At 68.4% G+C, this 14,576-nt stretch carries 12 protein-coding genes and 3 pseudogenes; 5 read left to right on the top strand and 10 right to left on the bottom strand.

Annotated elements, in window-relative coordinates:
* The 4 genes and pseudogenes from DNK56_RS36355 to DNK56_RS32795 form a co-directional block, all read right to left on the bottom strand.
* Positions 1 to 658 (bottom strand): annotated as a pseudogene (locus tag DNK56_RS36355) (IS1634 family transposase); the annotation flags it as partial.
* A gap of 282 nt (positions 659 to 940) precedes the next feature.
* On the bottom strand, positions 941 to 1,708 hold the full coding sequence (locus DNK56_RS32785) for a transposase (protein ID WP_111334259.1): 768 nt from the start codon (positions 1,706 to 1,708) through the stop codon (positions 941 to 943).
* Between the two features lie 12 nt (positions 1,709 to 1,720).
* A complete protein-coding gene (locus DNK56_RS32790) occupies positions 1,721 to 2,269 on the bottom strand; it encodes a hypothetical protein (protein ID WP_199563957.1) in 549 nt (182 codons plus the stop codon).
* A gap of 402 nt (positions 2,270 to 2,671) precedes the next feature.
* Positions 2,672 to 3,673: a 5'-nucleotidase gene (locus tag DNK56_RS32795; protein ID WP_199563967.1), complete on the bottom strand. Its 1,002-nt coding sequence runs from the start codon at positions 3,671 to 3,673 to the stop codon at positions 2,672 to 2,674.
* A 424-nt stretch (positions 3,674 to 4,097) separates the two neighbouring features.
* On the opposite strand from DNK56_RS32795, the gene DNK56_RS32800 reads away from it, so the two are divergent.
* On the top strand, positions 4,098 to 4,985 hold the full coding sequence (locus DNK56_RS32800; RefSeq protein WP_111339719.1) for a protelomerase family protein: 888 nt from the start codon (positions 4,098 to 4,100) through the stop codon (positions 4,983 to 4,985).
* A 454-nt stretch (positions 4,986 to 5,439) separates the two neighbouring features.
* Here the strand turns inward: DNK56_RS32800 and DNK56_RS32805 are convergent.
* From DNK56_RS32805 to DNK56_RS32820, 4 genes and pseudogenes are all read right to left on the bottom strand, one after another.
* Positions 5,440 to 5,667, bottom strand: a pseudogene (locus DNK56_RS32805) (thiamine pyrophosphate-binding protein); the annotation flags it as partial.
* A 156-nt stretch (positions 5,668 to 5,823) separates the two neighbouring features.
* Positions 5,824 to 7,261: pseudogene (locus DNK56_RS32810) on the bottom strand (UvrD-helicase domain-containing protein).
* Positions 7,262 to 7,972: 711 nt separating this feature from the next.
* Entirely contained in the window at positions 7,973 to 8,224 is a 252-nt protein-coding gene (locus tag DNK56_RS36360) for a DUF6083 domain-containing protein (protein WP_342211094.1), read from the bottom strand.
* Between the two features lie 187 nt (positions 8,225 to 8,411).
* On the bottom strand, positions 8,412 to 8,675 hold the full coding sequence (locus DNK56_RS32820) for a helix-turn-helix transcriptional regulator (protein WP_111339720.1): 264 nt from the start codon (positions 8,673 to 8,675) through the stop codon (positions 8,412 to 8,414).
* Between the two features lie 782 nt (positions 8,676 to 9,457).
* Here DNK56_RS32820 and DNK56_RS32830 point away from each other — a divergent pair.
* From DNK56_RS32830 to istB, 3 genes are all read left to right on the top strand, one after another.
* On the top strand, positions 9,458 to 9,841 hold the full coding sequence (locus DNK56_RS32830) for a transposase (RefSeq protein WP_111332239.1): 384 nt from the start codon (positions 9,458 to 9,460) through the stop codon (positions 9,839 to 9,841).
* 29 nt (positions 9,842 to 9,870) lie between these two features.
* The gene (locus DNK56_RS32835) at positions 9,871 to 10,866 is read left to right on the top strand and encodes an IS3 family transposase (RefSeq protein ID WP_274578715.1); all 996 of its coding nucleotides are present in this window, start codon (positions 9,871 to 9,873) and stop codon (positions 10,864 to 10,866) included.
* A gap of 350 nt (positions 10,867 to 11,216) precedes the next feature.
* Positions 11,217 to 11,987 (top strand): IS21-like element helper ATPase IstB, encoded by a 771-nt coding sequence (gene istB / locus DNK56_RS32845; RefSeq protein WP_111339722.1) that lies wholly within the window; start codon positions 11,217 to 11,219, stop codon positions 11,985 to 11,987.
* A gap of 35 nt (positions 11,988 to 12,022) precedes the next feature.
* On the opposite strand, the gene DNK56_RS32850 is transcribed toward istB, so the two are convergent.
* Positions 12,023 to 12,397, bottom strand: coding sequence for a hypothetical protein (locus DNK56_RS32850; protein ID WP_199563956.1), 375 nt, complete (start codon positions 12,395 to 12,397; stop codon positions 12,023 to 12,025).
* A gap of 269 nt (positions 12,398 to 12,666) precedes the next feature.
* Between DNK56_RS32850 and DNK56_RS32855 the strand changes: the two genes are divergently transcribed.
* Entirely contained in the window at positions 12,667 to 13,869 is a 1,203-nt protein-coding gene (locus DNK56_RS32855; RefSeq protein WP_446750456.1) for an IS110 family transposase, read from the top strand.
* Positions 13,870 to 13,887: 18 nt separating this feature from the next.
* On the opposite strand, the gene DNK56_RS32860 is transcribed toward DNK56_RS32855, so the two are convergent.
* A complete protein-coding gene (locus tag DNK56_RS32860) occupies positions 13,888 to 14,106 on the bottom strand; it encodes a hypothetical protein (RefSeq protein WP_241990208.1) in 219 nt (72 codons plus the stop codon).
* Positions 14,107 to 14,576: the final 470 nt, after the last annotated feature.

The following is a 14,576-nucleotide window of genomic DNA, read 5'->3' on the forward strand; positions in this document are numbered from 1 at the left end:
GAAGGAGGCGTCCGTGCTCGTCGCGGGCGGCGGGGGTGTCGGGCTCGCCGGTCTCGAAGTAGGTGCTGGTGGTGTCGAAGAACAGCAGGTCGACTTCGAGGTTGAGGAGGTCGGCGACGGACCAGTAGACCTCTTCGGCAAGCTTGTCTTCGATGGTCAGCAGCCAGTCCATCGCCCGGTAGCAGGCGTCCTCGCTGGTGGCGGGCAGGCCGGGGATGTGGCTGTCGTGCTCGATCCAGCGAGTCGCGGCAAGCTTGGAACTCGGGGCCAGGGCCCGGTTGGCGACCAGCGCGAACAGCACCCGCTCCGCGGCCGGGTCCAGGCGGCGGCCCTTGAGGAGCTTCTTCATCACCGTGTCGATCCCGATGCGGTGCCACAAGCCGTCCAGGGCGTGGGCGCCGCCCATCGGGCGGGAGGCCAGGAACGTCAGCTCCGAGCCGGATGTGGCCCGCAGTGCGGCAGCCGGCTCGAGCAGCTTGGTCAGCGAGGTGACCAGCCGCTCGATGGCCGCCCGGTCCAGACGGTCCTCGCGGCCGAAGTTGTGCAGGACCTGCGGGCGCGAGGTGCCGGCGGCAGCGTCCCACTGGTTGTGCGCCAGCTGCAGATAGCGCACGGACGAGCCGTCCTTGTTCTTCCGCGTCGTCGCCCGTACGTACATGGTTCCAGACCTTAACAGCAACACCACAGGTCAATACAGGGAAGTCGCGCAGAACGTGTTACTAGGAGATTCCGGTTGTTCCACCAGGCCGGAACCCAGTGACCTGCGACAACGCCGTCATCCGTGTCCAGGATCCCCGATTAGCTGCGGAACGCAGGTTCGAGGGCGTCCTGAGCATGGTCGCTCGGCGTGATCCCCAGTTCTTTGGCCAGACTAAGGGCTGTCCCGTAAATGATCTCTGAGCCGCCTTGGGCGTGGTTGGCCGTTGTGCGGGCCGTGCGTCTATCCGGCGAGGGCGAGGTTGTGCATCCGGGCAATGCCGAGCATGGCGTGGTGGACTCCGTCGCCTTTGAGGCGGCAGTCGCGGAGGATCTTCCAGGTCTTCATGCGCGCGAAGACGTGCTCGACGCGGGCGCGGACCTGCTTGTGGGACTTGTTGTGTGCTTCCTTCCAGTCCGGAAGGTCTTCGCCCTTGCGTCGGCGGTGGGGCATGACGAGCCCGGTGCCGGGATAGCCGCCGTCGGCGATCGTGAGTGTTCTGCCGACGGCGGCTTTGGCGCCGGATTCCTCCCATGCCTTGCAGTCGTTGCGGTTTCCGGCAAGCGGCCGGCCCACCACGACGACCAGGCGGGTGTCGGCGTCGATGACGACCTGATGGTTGGTCGAGTACCGGTAATTCTTGGACTGCTCCGCCACCGTGTGGTCCCGGGTGGGGACCAGGGTGCCGTCCACGATGAGGACGGTGTCCTTGGCGAACCGCTTGCGGGGCTGGAGCGCGAGCATCGGCCCGAGGTGGTCGATGATGCGGTCCGCTGCCGACTTGGACACCCCGAAGAGCGGGGCGAGCTGGCGCATCGTCAAGTTTGTGCGCCAGTACGCCGCGACCAGCAGAGCCCGGTCCTCCAGCGGGAGGCTCCACGGCCGGCCCCTGCGGACCGCATCCGCACCCTCGCGCCGCAGTACGGTCACCAGCTTGCCGAACAGGCGAGGGCTCAGCCCGGTGAACGGGGCTATCCAGGACGGCTCCGACGCCGTGATCACACCAGCCACCGCAAGATCATCTCACCCGTGACCAGCAGTTACGGGACAACCCTTAGGGTCGAGGTCTGACATCAGCGGAGCGCCGCCGTTGACGGTGATGGCGCTGACGAGTTCCTGGCGTCGGGCGCGGGTAAGGCTCATGAACAGCTGGCGGTCCTTGGCGGTGGTGTCGGGCCCTTCCTCGTCGCTGGCGGTCTGTTCCATGCGCTGCAGCGCTTTGGCTTCGTCTCTGTCCGGGCCGGCACTGAGGTAGTGGAAGAAGGTGTCCGGTGGAACGGTCTGGGTCGAGACGAGGCGCAGGATGGGCATGGCGGCGCCCGAGGGTTCTGAGAGCTTTCTGAGGGCGTCGATCCAGGATCCGACCGATCGCCAGAAGTCTTTCCCGGTCTCGCTGAGCGGGCCGGCGGCTTCACGGTGCTTGGCCTGCAGGAGTTCCCGCGGTGTCTTGTCCTGGTCGAGGAACTCGATGTCGTCGAGGAGTTCCATGCGGACCTCGGCGGTCGGGTCGTGCCAGCTGCGGCGGGCGAGCTCGAGCAGAGCGAGCTCGCACTGGTAGAGGTACCCGGTCATCTGCCCTGCCGCCGAGTGCGACCTTGCTCGTGCCACGTTCCCCACTACTGATCGTGCTTGTCCGAGCGGCGCGAGTCCCACCCCTGTTGCGGACCGCACCGGATCAGCGCCCTGGGGCTGTTTGGTCTGGTGTGATGCGCTGTGCCACTCCCCTGCGGCACAACGTAGCACCCGTCCCGGTGTCACCGTCAGCCTTCACGAAGTCGCTATCCGTGGACTGTCGGCGCCTGTGTAAGGGGTCTGGTTGGGGGTTTGCCCGTAGCCGGAGCTGTGGTGACTTGCTTCGGCCGGAGCCGGCTCGTCGAGGCTGCGGCCTTTTGCCTGCCGTTCGGCTGCGGCCAGGTCGCGAGCCCTCAGCAGCGCTGCTCGGTTGATGGGCGCAGCCGTGCTGTGCGTGCGGTGTCAGGACTTCGTCAGGTCTTCGGGAGCGGTGTGCTCGTTGAGCTTGCCGAAGGGGACGTGAACGCTGGGGGTAGTCCGTGAGGTGCTGGCCAGATGGCTTTCCTGGTCGTCGAAGAAGATGTGCGGCTTGAGGACCTTCATGATCTCGCCCTTGTCGATGCCTCCGAGGAAGAAGGCGTCATTGACGGTCACTCCCCAGTTTTTCAGGCTGACCACTGCCCGTTCGTGTGCGGGGGCGTTGCGTGCGGTGACGAGTGATACGTGGAGGCGAATCCGGTAGTCGCTGTCCTTCTGCCGCTCTTCTTCTTCCCGCTGCTGGATTCGGTTGATGCTGGCCAGGAAGTCTTTCAGGGGTCCCGCGTCATGCGGCACCGCGGCGTTGAGTACCTCGTGGGCACGGAACCCCTCGATGCCTCCGGTCTTGTACACCTGTTCCGACTCGTCGGTGGCGAGGACGCCGTCGAAGTCGACGGAGATGCGCAGGTCGCGGTCGCTGGTGTCGTCCTCGTGGGGCTCGCCCAGGACGTGCCCTGCGGGCAGTCCGCGGGAGACGGCCTCGCGTACGTCTCCGGCGTTCGCCGACAGGAACAGCGACATGTTGAGGGCTGGCATGAACTGGTAGGGCGAGCGGCCTTGCATGAAGATGGCGCGGCTTATCTGCAGCCCGTGTGTCTGTATTGACCGCATGACGCGAAGCCCGGTGTCGGGGTCGTTCCGGGACAGGACGATGACCTCGACCAGGGGGTCGTCCGCTTCGCTCAGGTCGTTCAGCGAGAGCAGGCGGCGAATGAACGGGAACGCGACGCCGGGGCACAGCGTGTCGGTGAGGTGCTCTGCCTGGTAGGCGCGGTAGCCCTCCTCGCCCTGCTCCCGGAATACGGCGTCGGACTCTGCGAGGTCGAACAGTGCGCTGGAGGCGATGCCGATGACCAGCCGGTTCGCCAGTTCGTACGCGGCCACAGCAACCCCTTTGATCAGCCCGTTCTCTGTGTCCTCAATCATCGCATCAGCCTCTGCGTGCAGCCTGCGGCGCATGTCGCTTGCCCTGAGGACTGATGTGGGCCGGCCAGTGCGGCGTCCGCGGCCGGGGCGGGGCACGGCGTCCGCCATCGGGCCTGTGTCGGGCGAGGGTTCCGGAAGGAACTCTGGGCGACCACCGTGAGACGTTCGTTCTCTGGCTGCAGCTGCGGTCGCCGCCGTGGCGAGCGCTCTGTTCTGGCGCCGCGGGGCTGACTCTGTGTGGACCTCCGGGCGTGAAGAGTTTGTGCGGGCAGCGCGGCGTGGCGTGGCGCAGTTGTACTACGGACAGCTCCCTTGTATCTTTGGGGCATACCACCAAAGATACAAGGGAGCTGTCCGGCCCGATGCCTGCTCAATACGCACCGCCCCGGCCACCCCGAAGAAACCGCGACCCGAAAGGCCTCACATGCTGACTCCGGCTGACAAGGAGCGGATCGACCGCTTCGTGGCCAAGATCCGCGACGCCGGCTCCGACGAGCAGCGGATGCACATGGCCGTGCTCACCGAGCTGTCGGCCATTCACCGGCGAGTCAACCCGAAGACGGGCGAGCCGTACGCCCCGACCACAAACCGCAGCCTGATCACCGACTACCGAAACGTGATCAAGGCCGAACTGGGCGAGGACGCCCCCGTCCTGGAGAAGTTCAAGTACTCGGCTGCCCGCGTGACGGAGTACCGCCAGCACCAGCAGGAGCAGCGCGAGGAACGGCACCGCAATCAGAGGCCGCTGAACGCGCAGGAGCACATCGAGCGGGCCGTGGCGCTGCTGGGCTACAACGCGAAGGTCCGGTGGTCCAACGCCGCGGCCATCGCCGGCGTCGTGGCCCTTACCGGCCGCCGCCCTTACGAAGTGGGTTGTGTGGGCGGCTTCGAGCCTGACCCCACTGACGCGCCGCGGGTCCTGTTCAGCGGACAAACCAAGACGCGTGAGACCGAACGCGCCGCCACCGCCTACTCCGTCCCGGTGCTCGCGGAGCGGGATCTCGTGCTTGAGACCGTCGTCCGCATCCGCGAGGAGGTCGACCCCGCTCTGGACAACAAGACCTACTCGCAGCGCTTCGGCAAAGAGGTCGGCATCGTCGCCAAGCGCACGTTCACCGACGCCGACAGACAGCCGATCACTCCACGAGAACTGCGCGAGGCGTACGCCGCCGTCGCGTACCGCAAGTTCGCGAGCCGGAAGATCTCCGAGGTGCAGTTCTACAACGAGGTCCTCGGACACCAGGGAACCGACCTAAACACCTCCCTGTTCTACTTCGCCTTCTACATCAACGACAGCAACGAACTGCAGTGATGCATGACCTTCGCCCGGGCAGGCCGAGATCCCTCCAACGGGCGGGGGCGCACGGGCCGAGTCAGCCGCTGGCCGGCGGTCGAGCGAAGTCTGCGCGCGACGACGGATCCGACTGGCTGTCGGGGTGGATCGGCGGGACCCCCGGGGGCAAGGACGGGCGCGAGCTGGAGATCGCGACGACGGCCAACGACCCGGACGGCACGTACGGGGCGTGGCTCGCCGATCTCGGGCCCTCTGAGGCGATCGAGCGCGGGATCCTCGCGGGGTTCGAGATCGACGTCCTGGAAATCCGCGATCCCTCGCCGATCCTCGGGCTCTCGGAGACGACCCGGGCAGCGGCGGCGGGGTCGTCCAGCGTGACGACCTTCTTCGCCGTTCTGCTGAACCAACCGCTCGGGTCGAACTCCTGGAACGCCTCCCGGCCACGGTCGGACACCGGAATGAGTCCCGCGAAGAGGACCATCGGTGTCGCGTCCTGATACGCGGCATGGACGGCGATGAACGCGTTCGCGGCGCCTGGCCCTCGGGTCGCGATCGCCACCCCGGACAGCCCTGTCAGCCTTCCCTCCGCCAGTGCCACGAAGCTGGCGCCGCCCTCGTGCCGGGTCACGACCGTCGAGATCGGCGAATCGTGCAGCCCGTCGAGCACGTCGAGGAAGGACTCGCCGGGAACTCCGCACACCCGCCGGACGCCTTCACGCTCCAGTTGCGCGACGATCAGGTGGCCCGCGGAGAGAGACCGCTCGGGGCCGGACGGCGCATGGTGCGCCGGTGTGGCGGCCCAACGTCGCCAGCGGTGTCGGCGGCCTTGGCCGCGCCCCCTTGGGAGTTGATGGCATCACCCGTCCAGGGACGAGGGGCCTCCGTCGGGGTGGCTGTCGATCCAGGCGAGGCCTCCGATGTCGAGGCGTGTGCGGGCGCGGGTGACGGCGACGTAGGCGAGGCGGGCTTCGCTGTCGTCGATGGGCCCTGGAACGGGCCGCCCTTGGCTGTCCTGTCCGCCGGTGTCCTTGGGCGGGCTGAAGTCGTCGGCGACTTGCACGCGCGCCCATTCGCGGCCTTTGGCCTTGTGGGCGGTGGAGACGGCGACCTGGGCGTGGTCTTCCGTCCTGAGGCTGCTGACGGCGGCGAGGATGGCGTCGGTCCCGTGGGTGTCGACGAGGTCGACCAAGGGCTGCAGGTCGCGTCCGCACGGGTCGTGGGCGGCATAGTCCTGGACGGCTCCCCAGGTGGGGAAGAAGGACGAGTTCGGGGTGTGGGTGCGGCGGCCGGTCCTTGAGGTCGCGCGCGGCCAGGGCGAGGGCGCGCAGGCTGTCTCCGCCTCCGACGAGGGCGACTTTGGCGCCGGTGGCGAGGAGGTTCATGACGTGTTTCATGGCGCCGACGTTGGTGCGGCACAGGATGGCGTCCGGGTGGGCGAGGGGGCCGAGTTCCGTGGGCATGGCGTCGGTGCCGGTCAGCCGGATGGGTGCGCCGGCAATGGTGAGCCATCGGTTCGCTTCCGCGGCCAGGAGGGGGCCGAAGCGGAAGGAGCGGGAGAGGGTGAGGTGGGTGCCGTCGAAGCCGGTCATGACGTCTTTGGCGCCGCGCCAGTGGTAGATGGCCCGGGCCGAGTCGCCGACGAGGACGAGCTGGGCGTGGTCGCGCTGGTTGTTGAAGATGTGCTCGACGACGGGGTTGGTGTCCTGGGCTTCGTCGAGCAGGAGGTAGTCGGCGGGGATCCTGGGGTTGGTGAGGGACCAGATCTTGAGGAAGTGGTCGGGGTCGAACCTGACGGCGGCGGTGTCGGGGTTCTGAAGGTCGTCCCAGGCTTTGTCGGCGTAGGGCAGGACGAGGTCGGCGAGTTCGCGGTGGTGTTCGGGGGCGTCGAGGCCGCGCAGCGGTGGGACGTGACGGCAGGTGAGAGTGGGGTCGGCGGAGTGGCAGAAGCGAGTGATGGTGCGCAGGACGGTGTTGGACAGGGTCGTGGGGGTGATGTCGTGGTCGCCGATGCGGACGGGTTTGGTGATACCGAGGTCCTGACCGGAGCGCCAGGCGGGGCGGCGGGGTGCGTCGAGGCGGCGGGCGTAGCGGTGGCCGATGCCCGGGAAGCGGGTGGCTGCGTCGTGGGCGATGGCGCGGTTGTAGGCGAGGTAGCGGCCGCGGCGTTTGGTGGCGGTGGCGAGGAGGGCGAGGGTGGAGGTCTTTCCAGTGCCGGCGCCTGCTTGGAGGGCGATGTGGTCGCCGGCGTGGAAGCGGTCGGCTGCGTGGGTCTGTTCGTCGGTCGGGGTGAACACGTTGCTGCTCCGGATCGGCGGGTACGAAGGGGTGTTTGGGTGGCCGGCGTCGCGGGCCTGTTCCTGGCGAGGCGAGGGGCCTGTGCACGGCGGCGGATGGGCGTTCGGCGTCTGGGCCGGCCGTCGCCGACAGGGGTTGCCCTGTGCTCAGCGTGTGGGCTGGCGGGCGGCTTGAGGCAGTCGAGTCACGAGGTGGGCGTGGTGTTTGAGGGGGCCGAAGGGTTCCCATTCGGCGAGGGCCAGGTCTGCTGCGCCGGTGGTGACGGCGTGGGTGGTGCAGCGTTGTGTGCGCCAGCGCAACTGTTCGGTGCAGGGGAGGCTGCTGAGGTCGTAAACGGCGATGTCGGTGGCCGGCAGGGCGGATGGGCGGCGCCTGTGCGGGGCCGTGGGGGTGAGGGTCCAGTGTCCGGGGGTGGTGGGGTCGAGGACGGGCTGGGGGCATCGGGTGCGGTGGCGGGTCTGGGCGACGCACTGGATGTTTTCGATGGGGCGGGCTGCGAGGTAGCGGCCGTACCGGAGCTGGACGACGGGGCGCTCCGGCCGGCATGCGGCGCCGGTTGCCGTGGCGGGTGCGCTGGGGTTGAGGGCTCCGGCGTCGAGGAGCCTTCGCGTGCGCAGGGCGAGGCGCCGGCGGAGGTCGTCGAGGGCGGGTGGGAGGGGCTGGGGGGCGGTGCAGGTGGAGCACAGGACTGTGCGGGGGATGCGGCGCCATCAGCTGGCGTCGTCGGCGGGGTGGGCGGTGCCAGAGGCGAGGTGCCAGCGGAGGGCCTGTGGAACGGCCCGGGCCGGGAGCTCGGCGGGGTGGAGTGCGACGGGGTGTTCGTCGGTGGTGGTGTGCCAGTCGATGCGGTTGCCGCAGTCGCGGCATGAGCCGTGCTGGGCGACGAGAAGCAGGCTGGTGGGGCTGTTGGCGGCGATGGTCAGGGCCCGGCGGCGGTGCGGGGTGAGGGGCCGTTGTCCCAGTGACGCGGCGCGGGGCGGTGGGTGGGGTGCATGAGGGCGAAGGTTCCACCCGGCGCGCCGCGTCTGTGGTGTCCACGCCGGCGTTTTCCCTCGTCCGGCTCATGCGGCGGGCTCGGGTGTTCGGGGGTTCGATTGGCAGTTCCCGACCGGTGACCGGTTCGGGTGATCTTCGCCCCCCGGCCGGGGGTCATGCGGGTTTGCCGCCGGGGGGTTCGTGGCCGGTGCAGAGGGCCGCGAACAGGCCGCCGAGTGGGACGTCGAAGGCGTGGCCGAGGGCGTGCCAGGTGGCGAGGGATCCGATGGTGCGGCCTTGCTCGATTTCGATGAGGGTACGTCTGGACAGGCCGGTTCGGGTGGCGAGTTCGTCGTAGCTCCAGCCGCGGTCGCCTCGCAGGCGCGCAAGTTCGAGGCGCAGCGCGTCGAGGTCGGGGTCGGGCGGCAAGATCGTCACCCGCCCATCGCACGGTGCAGACCCCTGCCCTATTCGCGTGGATGGCCACTCCAACGGAAGGGCAGAGGTCTGCACTACGGTGTGCGGCCGTCACAACACCTCCCCGCCGGCCGTGTCAGGCCGGGCGGGACACGGCAGAGAAGAGACCAGCGGCAGATGAGGCCGTGCACCACGCGCCCGCCGGCGTCCCGCACGTGGACCGTCGAACTACGGCCCCAGCCGCAGGGCCCGCGCCTCGTCTGCGCCCAGTGCGGCCTCACTCCCAAAACCCTCCAGGGACGCACCGCACGGTCCGCGGCCCTGGCCCATCTGGCCCGGCACGCCCGCCTCTCGCTCCTCCCCCAGCACCTGCGGACCTGCCAGTGCCACGAACGCGGCTGCCGCTGGCATCCACGCCATCGCGGCTGCGACGGTCCGCTCCTGCTCGTCCTCTCCCGCGAGCACGGCGGCCGACTCTGGCGACTCGCCGACAGCTGCACCGCCTGCGCCCGGGCCATGAAGGACGCCTGCATCGTCCCCGACACCACGCTCACCATGCCCCCGGCGGCCCGCCGCGCGAACAGACCGGTCACGGCCGGCAGAAGACCGGCCGGCCTTCAGGACGTGGACAGGAGCCTGGTGCGCAACATGCTCAGCCACCTCGCCACCTCGCTCCCCGCGGGAATCAGCCCGCAGGCACGGCTGGTGGCCCTGCAGTGCGTCCTGCCCTCTCTGACACCGTTGGGTGAGACGCCCCGAAATGATCAGATATTGTGGGCGGGTACGACAGGAGAACCACCCGCATGACCAGCACCAAGCCCGCCGGGCAGGATCCGGCGCCGAAGCCGAAGCGCCGCCGTTTCGCCCCCGAGTACAAGCTGCGGATCGTCGCCGAGTACGACGCGGCCCCCGCCGGGGACAAGGGCGCTGTCCTGCGCCGGGAGAGGCTGTACCACTCGCACATCATCGAGTGGCGGCAGGCCAGGGATGCGGGCGCGCTGGAGAAGCTGACCGATCACCGCACCAGCCCCGCCCGCCCGAGGAAGCACCCGGCCGAGGCGGAGAACGACAGGCTGCGCAGGCAGGTGGAACGGCTGGAGAAGGAGCTGGCGAAGAACCGCGCCGCGGTGGAGGTGCTGGGAAAAGCTGTCGCGCTGTTGGAATCGGTCTCCGACAGCGCGGACTGAACGACGTCCTCGAACATCATCTGCACGCCCTGGTCGAGCAGCTCGCTCCGCACGTGGGCATCGTGGTGGCGTGCCGTCTGACGGGACGCTCCCGGGCCACCCACCACCGGCGGCTCAACCCGGCCCCGCCCAGGCCGAAGGCTCCGCGTCCGGCGCCGGTCAACGCGCTGTCGGCGGCCGAGCGGCGGGCGGTGCTGGAGCTGATGAACCGGCCCGAGTACGTGGACCTGCCGCCCGCGCAGGTCTATGCCCGCGAGCTGGACGAGGGCCGTTACCACTGTTCCGAGCGCACGATGTACCGGATCCTGAAGGAAGCCGGTCAGGACGGCGAACGCCGCCGGCGGGCCACCCATCCTCCCCGCACCATTCCCGAACTCGTCGCCGACGGGCCTTCCCAGGTCTGGAGCTGGGACATCACCCGCCTGGCCGGCCCGGCGAAGGGAGTCTGGTTCCACGGCTACGTGATCCTCGACATCTACTCCCGCTATGTCGTCGGCCACACCGTCGAGCAGGCCGAATCAGCGGCGCGAGCCGAGGAGTTGATCCAAGAGGCGATCGACCGCAACGGGATCGTGCCGCACACCGTTCACGCCGACCGCGGCACCTCGATGACCTCCAGGCAGGTCTCCCAGATGCTTCTCGACCTGGGCGTCACCCGAAGCCACTCCAGACCCAGGGTCAGCAACGACAACCCGTACAGCGAGAGCCGGTTCCGCACCACGAAGTACCAGTCGGACTACCCCGAACGCTTCGATTCCCTCGCCCACGCACGCGAGTGGATGGACGCGTTCATCTCGCACTACAACCACGTCCACCGGCACTCCGGGATCGGCTACCACACCCCGGCCAGCGTCCATTTCGGCACCGCCGACCTCGTCCGCGAGCAACGGGCGGCCACCCTCACGGTCGCGTTCGAGCAGCACCCCGAACGCTTCAACCACCGGCCCGTGCCACCGAAGATCCCCCAGCAGGGATGGATCAACGACCCCACCCGACGACACGAATCACAACAACACAGTTCATAGCCGCACAATCGTTTCATTTGACTTGACAGCTACCGTTCCACCGTCGCGGCCAGCAGCGGCGAGACGTTGCTGGCGACCCACCCTCGGGCGATCGGCCGCGGGGTCCGCGTCGTCGAAGAGGCCCACTGGGACGGCCTGCCCACCGGCAGAGGACGTCGCACCACAACCGGAGACGTCCTGCCCCAGCCCCGCCAAGAGCGTCCGCTGGGCGAGGAGGCCGGACCTCTGCAGGCCCTGCTGAACCGGGCCGCGGCCACCCGCGTCGAGGTCGGTCGCCGGCCACTGTCGGTCTATGACGAGCTGACCGGAACCCGTCCCTTCACCACCCGTCCGAGCACGAGGGAAACGTCTTGAGCGAGCTGGTCTCCACCCGCATCCGCATCACGGCCGGCAAGCTCGGCCTGCCCCACCTGGCCGAAACGATCAATGAGTTTACCCGCCGGGCCGACGAGGGGAAGATGGGCTACCACGACTTCCTCGACCTGGTCCTGTCCGAGGAACTCGCCGTCCGCGACGACCGCCGCTTCCGCCAGGGCCTACGGCTCTCCCGGCTGCCGCACCACAAGACGCTCGACGAATACGACTTCGCCTTCCAGCCCGACCTCGACCCGCGGAAGGTCAAGGACCTTGCCACCCTCTCGTTCGTCGAGGACAAGGCGAACGCCGCCCTGCTCGGGCCGCCCGGGGTCGGCAAGACGCACATCGCCGTCGCCTTGGCGGTCGCGGCCTGCCGGGCCGGCTACTCGATCTACTTCACCAGCCTCGACGACATGGTCCGCAACCTCAAAGCCGCCGAGGCCGCCGGACGGCTGACGAACAAGCTCGGCACTTACCTGCGACCGAGCGTTCTCGTGGTCGACGAGGTCGGCTACCAGCCCCTCGAACGCGCGGAAGCGAACCTGGTCTTCCAGGTCATCTCCAAGCGTTACGAGAAGGGCTCGATCATCCTGACCTCGAACAAAACCTTCAGCGAATGGGGCCAGGTCTTCGGCGACGAGGTCCTCGCCACCGCCATCCTCGACCGGCTCCTCCACCACTGCGAAGTGATCTCCATCAACGGCCCCAGCTACCGGCTCAAGAACCGCCTCAAGGCCATCGAGCGAGAAAACGACATGGCCTGACCATCCACGACGCTTCCGGCGGCCGAGCATGTTGGTCAGTCGTTGATCACCCGTTGAAAGATCCCAGAGAACTCGCCGTTCTCGATCAGGCCGGCGATCAAGCCGGTCATGCTGCCGATGCCGGAATCCCTGACTATCAGGCCGTCCGAGACCCAGAAATACCGACCCCCGAGAGCCTCGTCGGTCCCTGCCCAGAGCTTCATCAGGCGCTCGACTTCCGCGACGGTGAACACGGTCGCGGTCCAACAGGATCCGTCCTGCAGGGTCACGAAGACATCGACGTTGCAGACCTCGTCCAAGTCCTCGCCGTCGCTGGGCAGGAACGACGCCTGGAAGTTCTCCATGCGGACCCGATACCAGGGCTCGTCCCAGCCTCGCTCGATCGGCTCCGACGATGTGCTGGGGCTCATCGCGTGAGTGTCCCTGCCCAGGTCATCGATCTCAACCGAGATCCTCTGTCCCGTTGCCGCTGCCCGCGGCCAGAGCCGGGGACGTTCGTCCGTACACAACTGGGGAGAAAAGTCCGTACGCCGACACCGGGCCCGGAGGCATCGACGGACCGCTGATGAGGGGCTTGAGCACCGGTTTCACCCGAGCCGGGAGAGCTCTCCGTAACGTGGATGTGGCAGCTCGGTGCCCAGGCAAGGCCGGACGAGAACGTGAGCGGAGGGGCCTGCACGTGATCGACACCGGCGACATCGACGTCTTCCTCGGCCTGGACGTCGGCAAGGGCGAACACCACGCCACCGCCGTCACCCCGGCCGGGAAGAAAGCCTTCGACAAGCGCCTGCCCAACACCGAACCCAAGCTCCGCGAGCTGTTCGCGAAACTCCAGGCCAAGCACGGGACAGTGCTGGTCGTGGTCGATCAGCCGGCTTCGATCGGCGCCCTGCCGCTGGCGGTCGCCCAGGACGTGGGCTGCCCGGTCGCCCACCTGCCCGGCCTGACGATGCGCCGGATCGCCGACCTCTACCCGGGCGAGGCCAAGACGGACGCGAAGGACGCGTTCATCATCGCGGACGCGGCCCGCGCGATGCCGCACACGCTGCGGACGATCGACGGCGAGGACGAGACGATCGCCGAGCTGGAGATGATCGTCGGCTTCGACGACGACCTCGCCGGGGAAGCAACCCGGGTCGCGAACCGGCTGCACGGCCTGCTGACCCAGATCCATCCCTCGCTGGAACGGGTGCTGGGACCGCGGTTGCAGCACCCGGCCGTCCTCACACTGCTGCAACGGTTCGGATCCCCGGCCCAGATACGCAAGGCCGGACGCCGACGGCTGATCACCCTGCTGCGGCCGAAGGCACCGCGGATGGCCGAGCGCCTGATCGAGGAGATCTTCGCCGCCCTGGACGAGCAGACCGTCACCGTTCCGGGGACCGAGGCGGCCGCGTTGATCGTCCCGAGCCTGGCCGGATCCCTGGCCGCCGTCCTTGACCAGCGGAAACTGCTGGCCAAGCGGATCGAGGAACTCCTGGAGGACCACCCTCTTTCGAAGGTCCTGACGTCGATGCCGGGAGTCGGTGTCAGGACCGGAGCCCGGATCCTGATCGAGGTCGGCGACGGCAGCACCTTCCCGACCGCCGGCCACCTCGCCGCCTACGCAGGTCTCGCCCCGGCAACCCGGAGCTCGGGCTCCTCGATCCGCGGCGAACAGCCCTCCCGGAGGGGAAACAAGCAGCTCAAACGGGCCTTCTTCCTCTCCGCGTTCGCCGCACTCGGCGACCCGGCATCGCGGGCCTACTACGACAAGAAGATCACCCAAGGGAAGCACCACACCCAGGCCCTGCTCTGCCTCGCCAGACGCCGGGCCGACGTCCTGTTCGCGATGCTCCGCGACGGAACCTTCTGCGAACCCCGGCCCGCTGCGGCCAGGTGAGGGGTCCAGGCTGCTCGATCAGTCCTCCGGCCGAAGCCGCTGACGAGCGGCCTCAAGCCGCTGGTCATAGTCAGGTGCGAACAGCTCAGGAAGCGCCTTGTCGAGCGTTCCGGCAATCCGATGGATCGGCGCCCAGACCGCCGGATCGTCAACAACGCGGCTGAGGTCCGTCATCTGGAGCTTCTCCAGCCAGTGCGACAGCACCAGTGCCTCGTCACTTGTGAGCTTGATCGTCACCTGACTATCACTCATGCACGCCACCTACGGCTCGGCCCGCCCTTGACCACACGAACCTACTGGCCTTGGACCTTGACCAAACACATAGGGGCACCCCCCCCCGGAGCCCGGGGCCTGCTTCGGGTGGAGATCGCCACCACCACTTCACACCACTGGGCAGGAAGACCTGTCCGTGTCCTGGACCCTCAGCCTGTCGATCCGGACGGGGAATACGGGGGCTGGTAAACCGGTCTGCCGCAGGTGAGCGTTCGCCGCTGCCTCGCGGCGAAGCCGGCCTCGTCGGCGCCCGAGGCAGACACTCCACCGCGCCGGCCCCGTGCGCTTCGAAACCGGAAATCACCCCTTCGCCGACCTGTCCAGCACGTGATCCGAGCGGGACGATCCGTGTGCGGTGATCGACGTGGGCGAGCACACCCAGTAGCTTTCACACAGAGGTTCGATCAGGTGCTTCACGTCAGAGAGACGAGTCC

Origin of the sequence: Streptomyces sp. AC1-42W (assembly GCF_003248355.1) — a bacterium.
Lineage (GTDB): Bacteria > Actinomycetota > Actinomycetes > Streptomycetales > Streptomycetaceae > Streptomyces.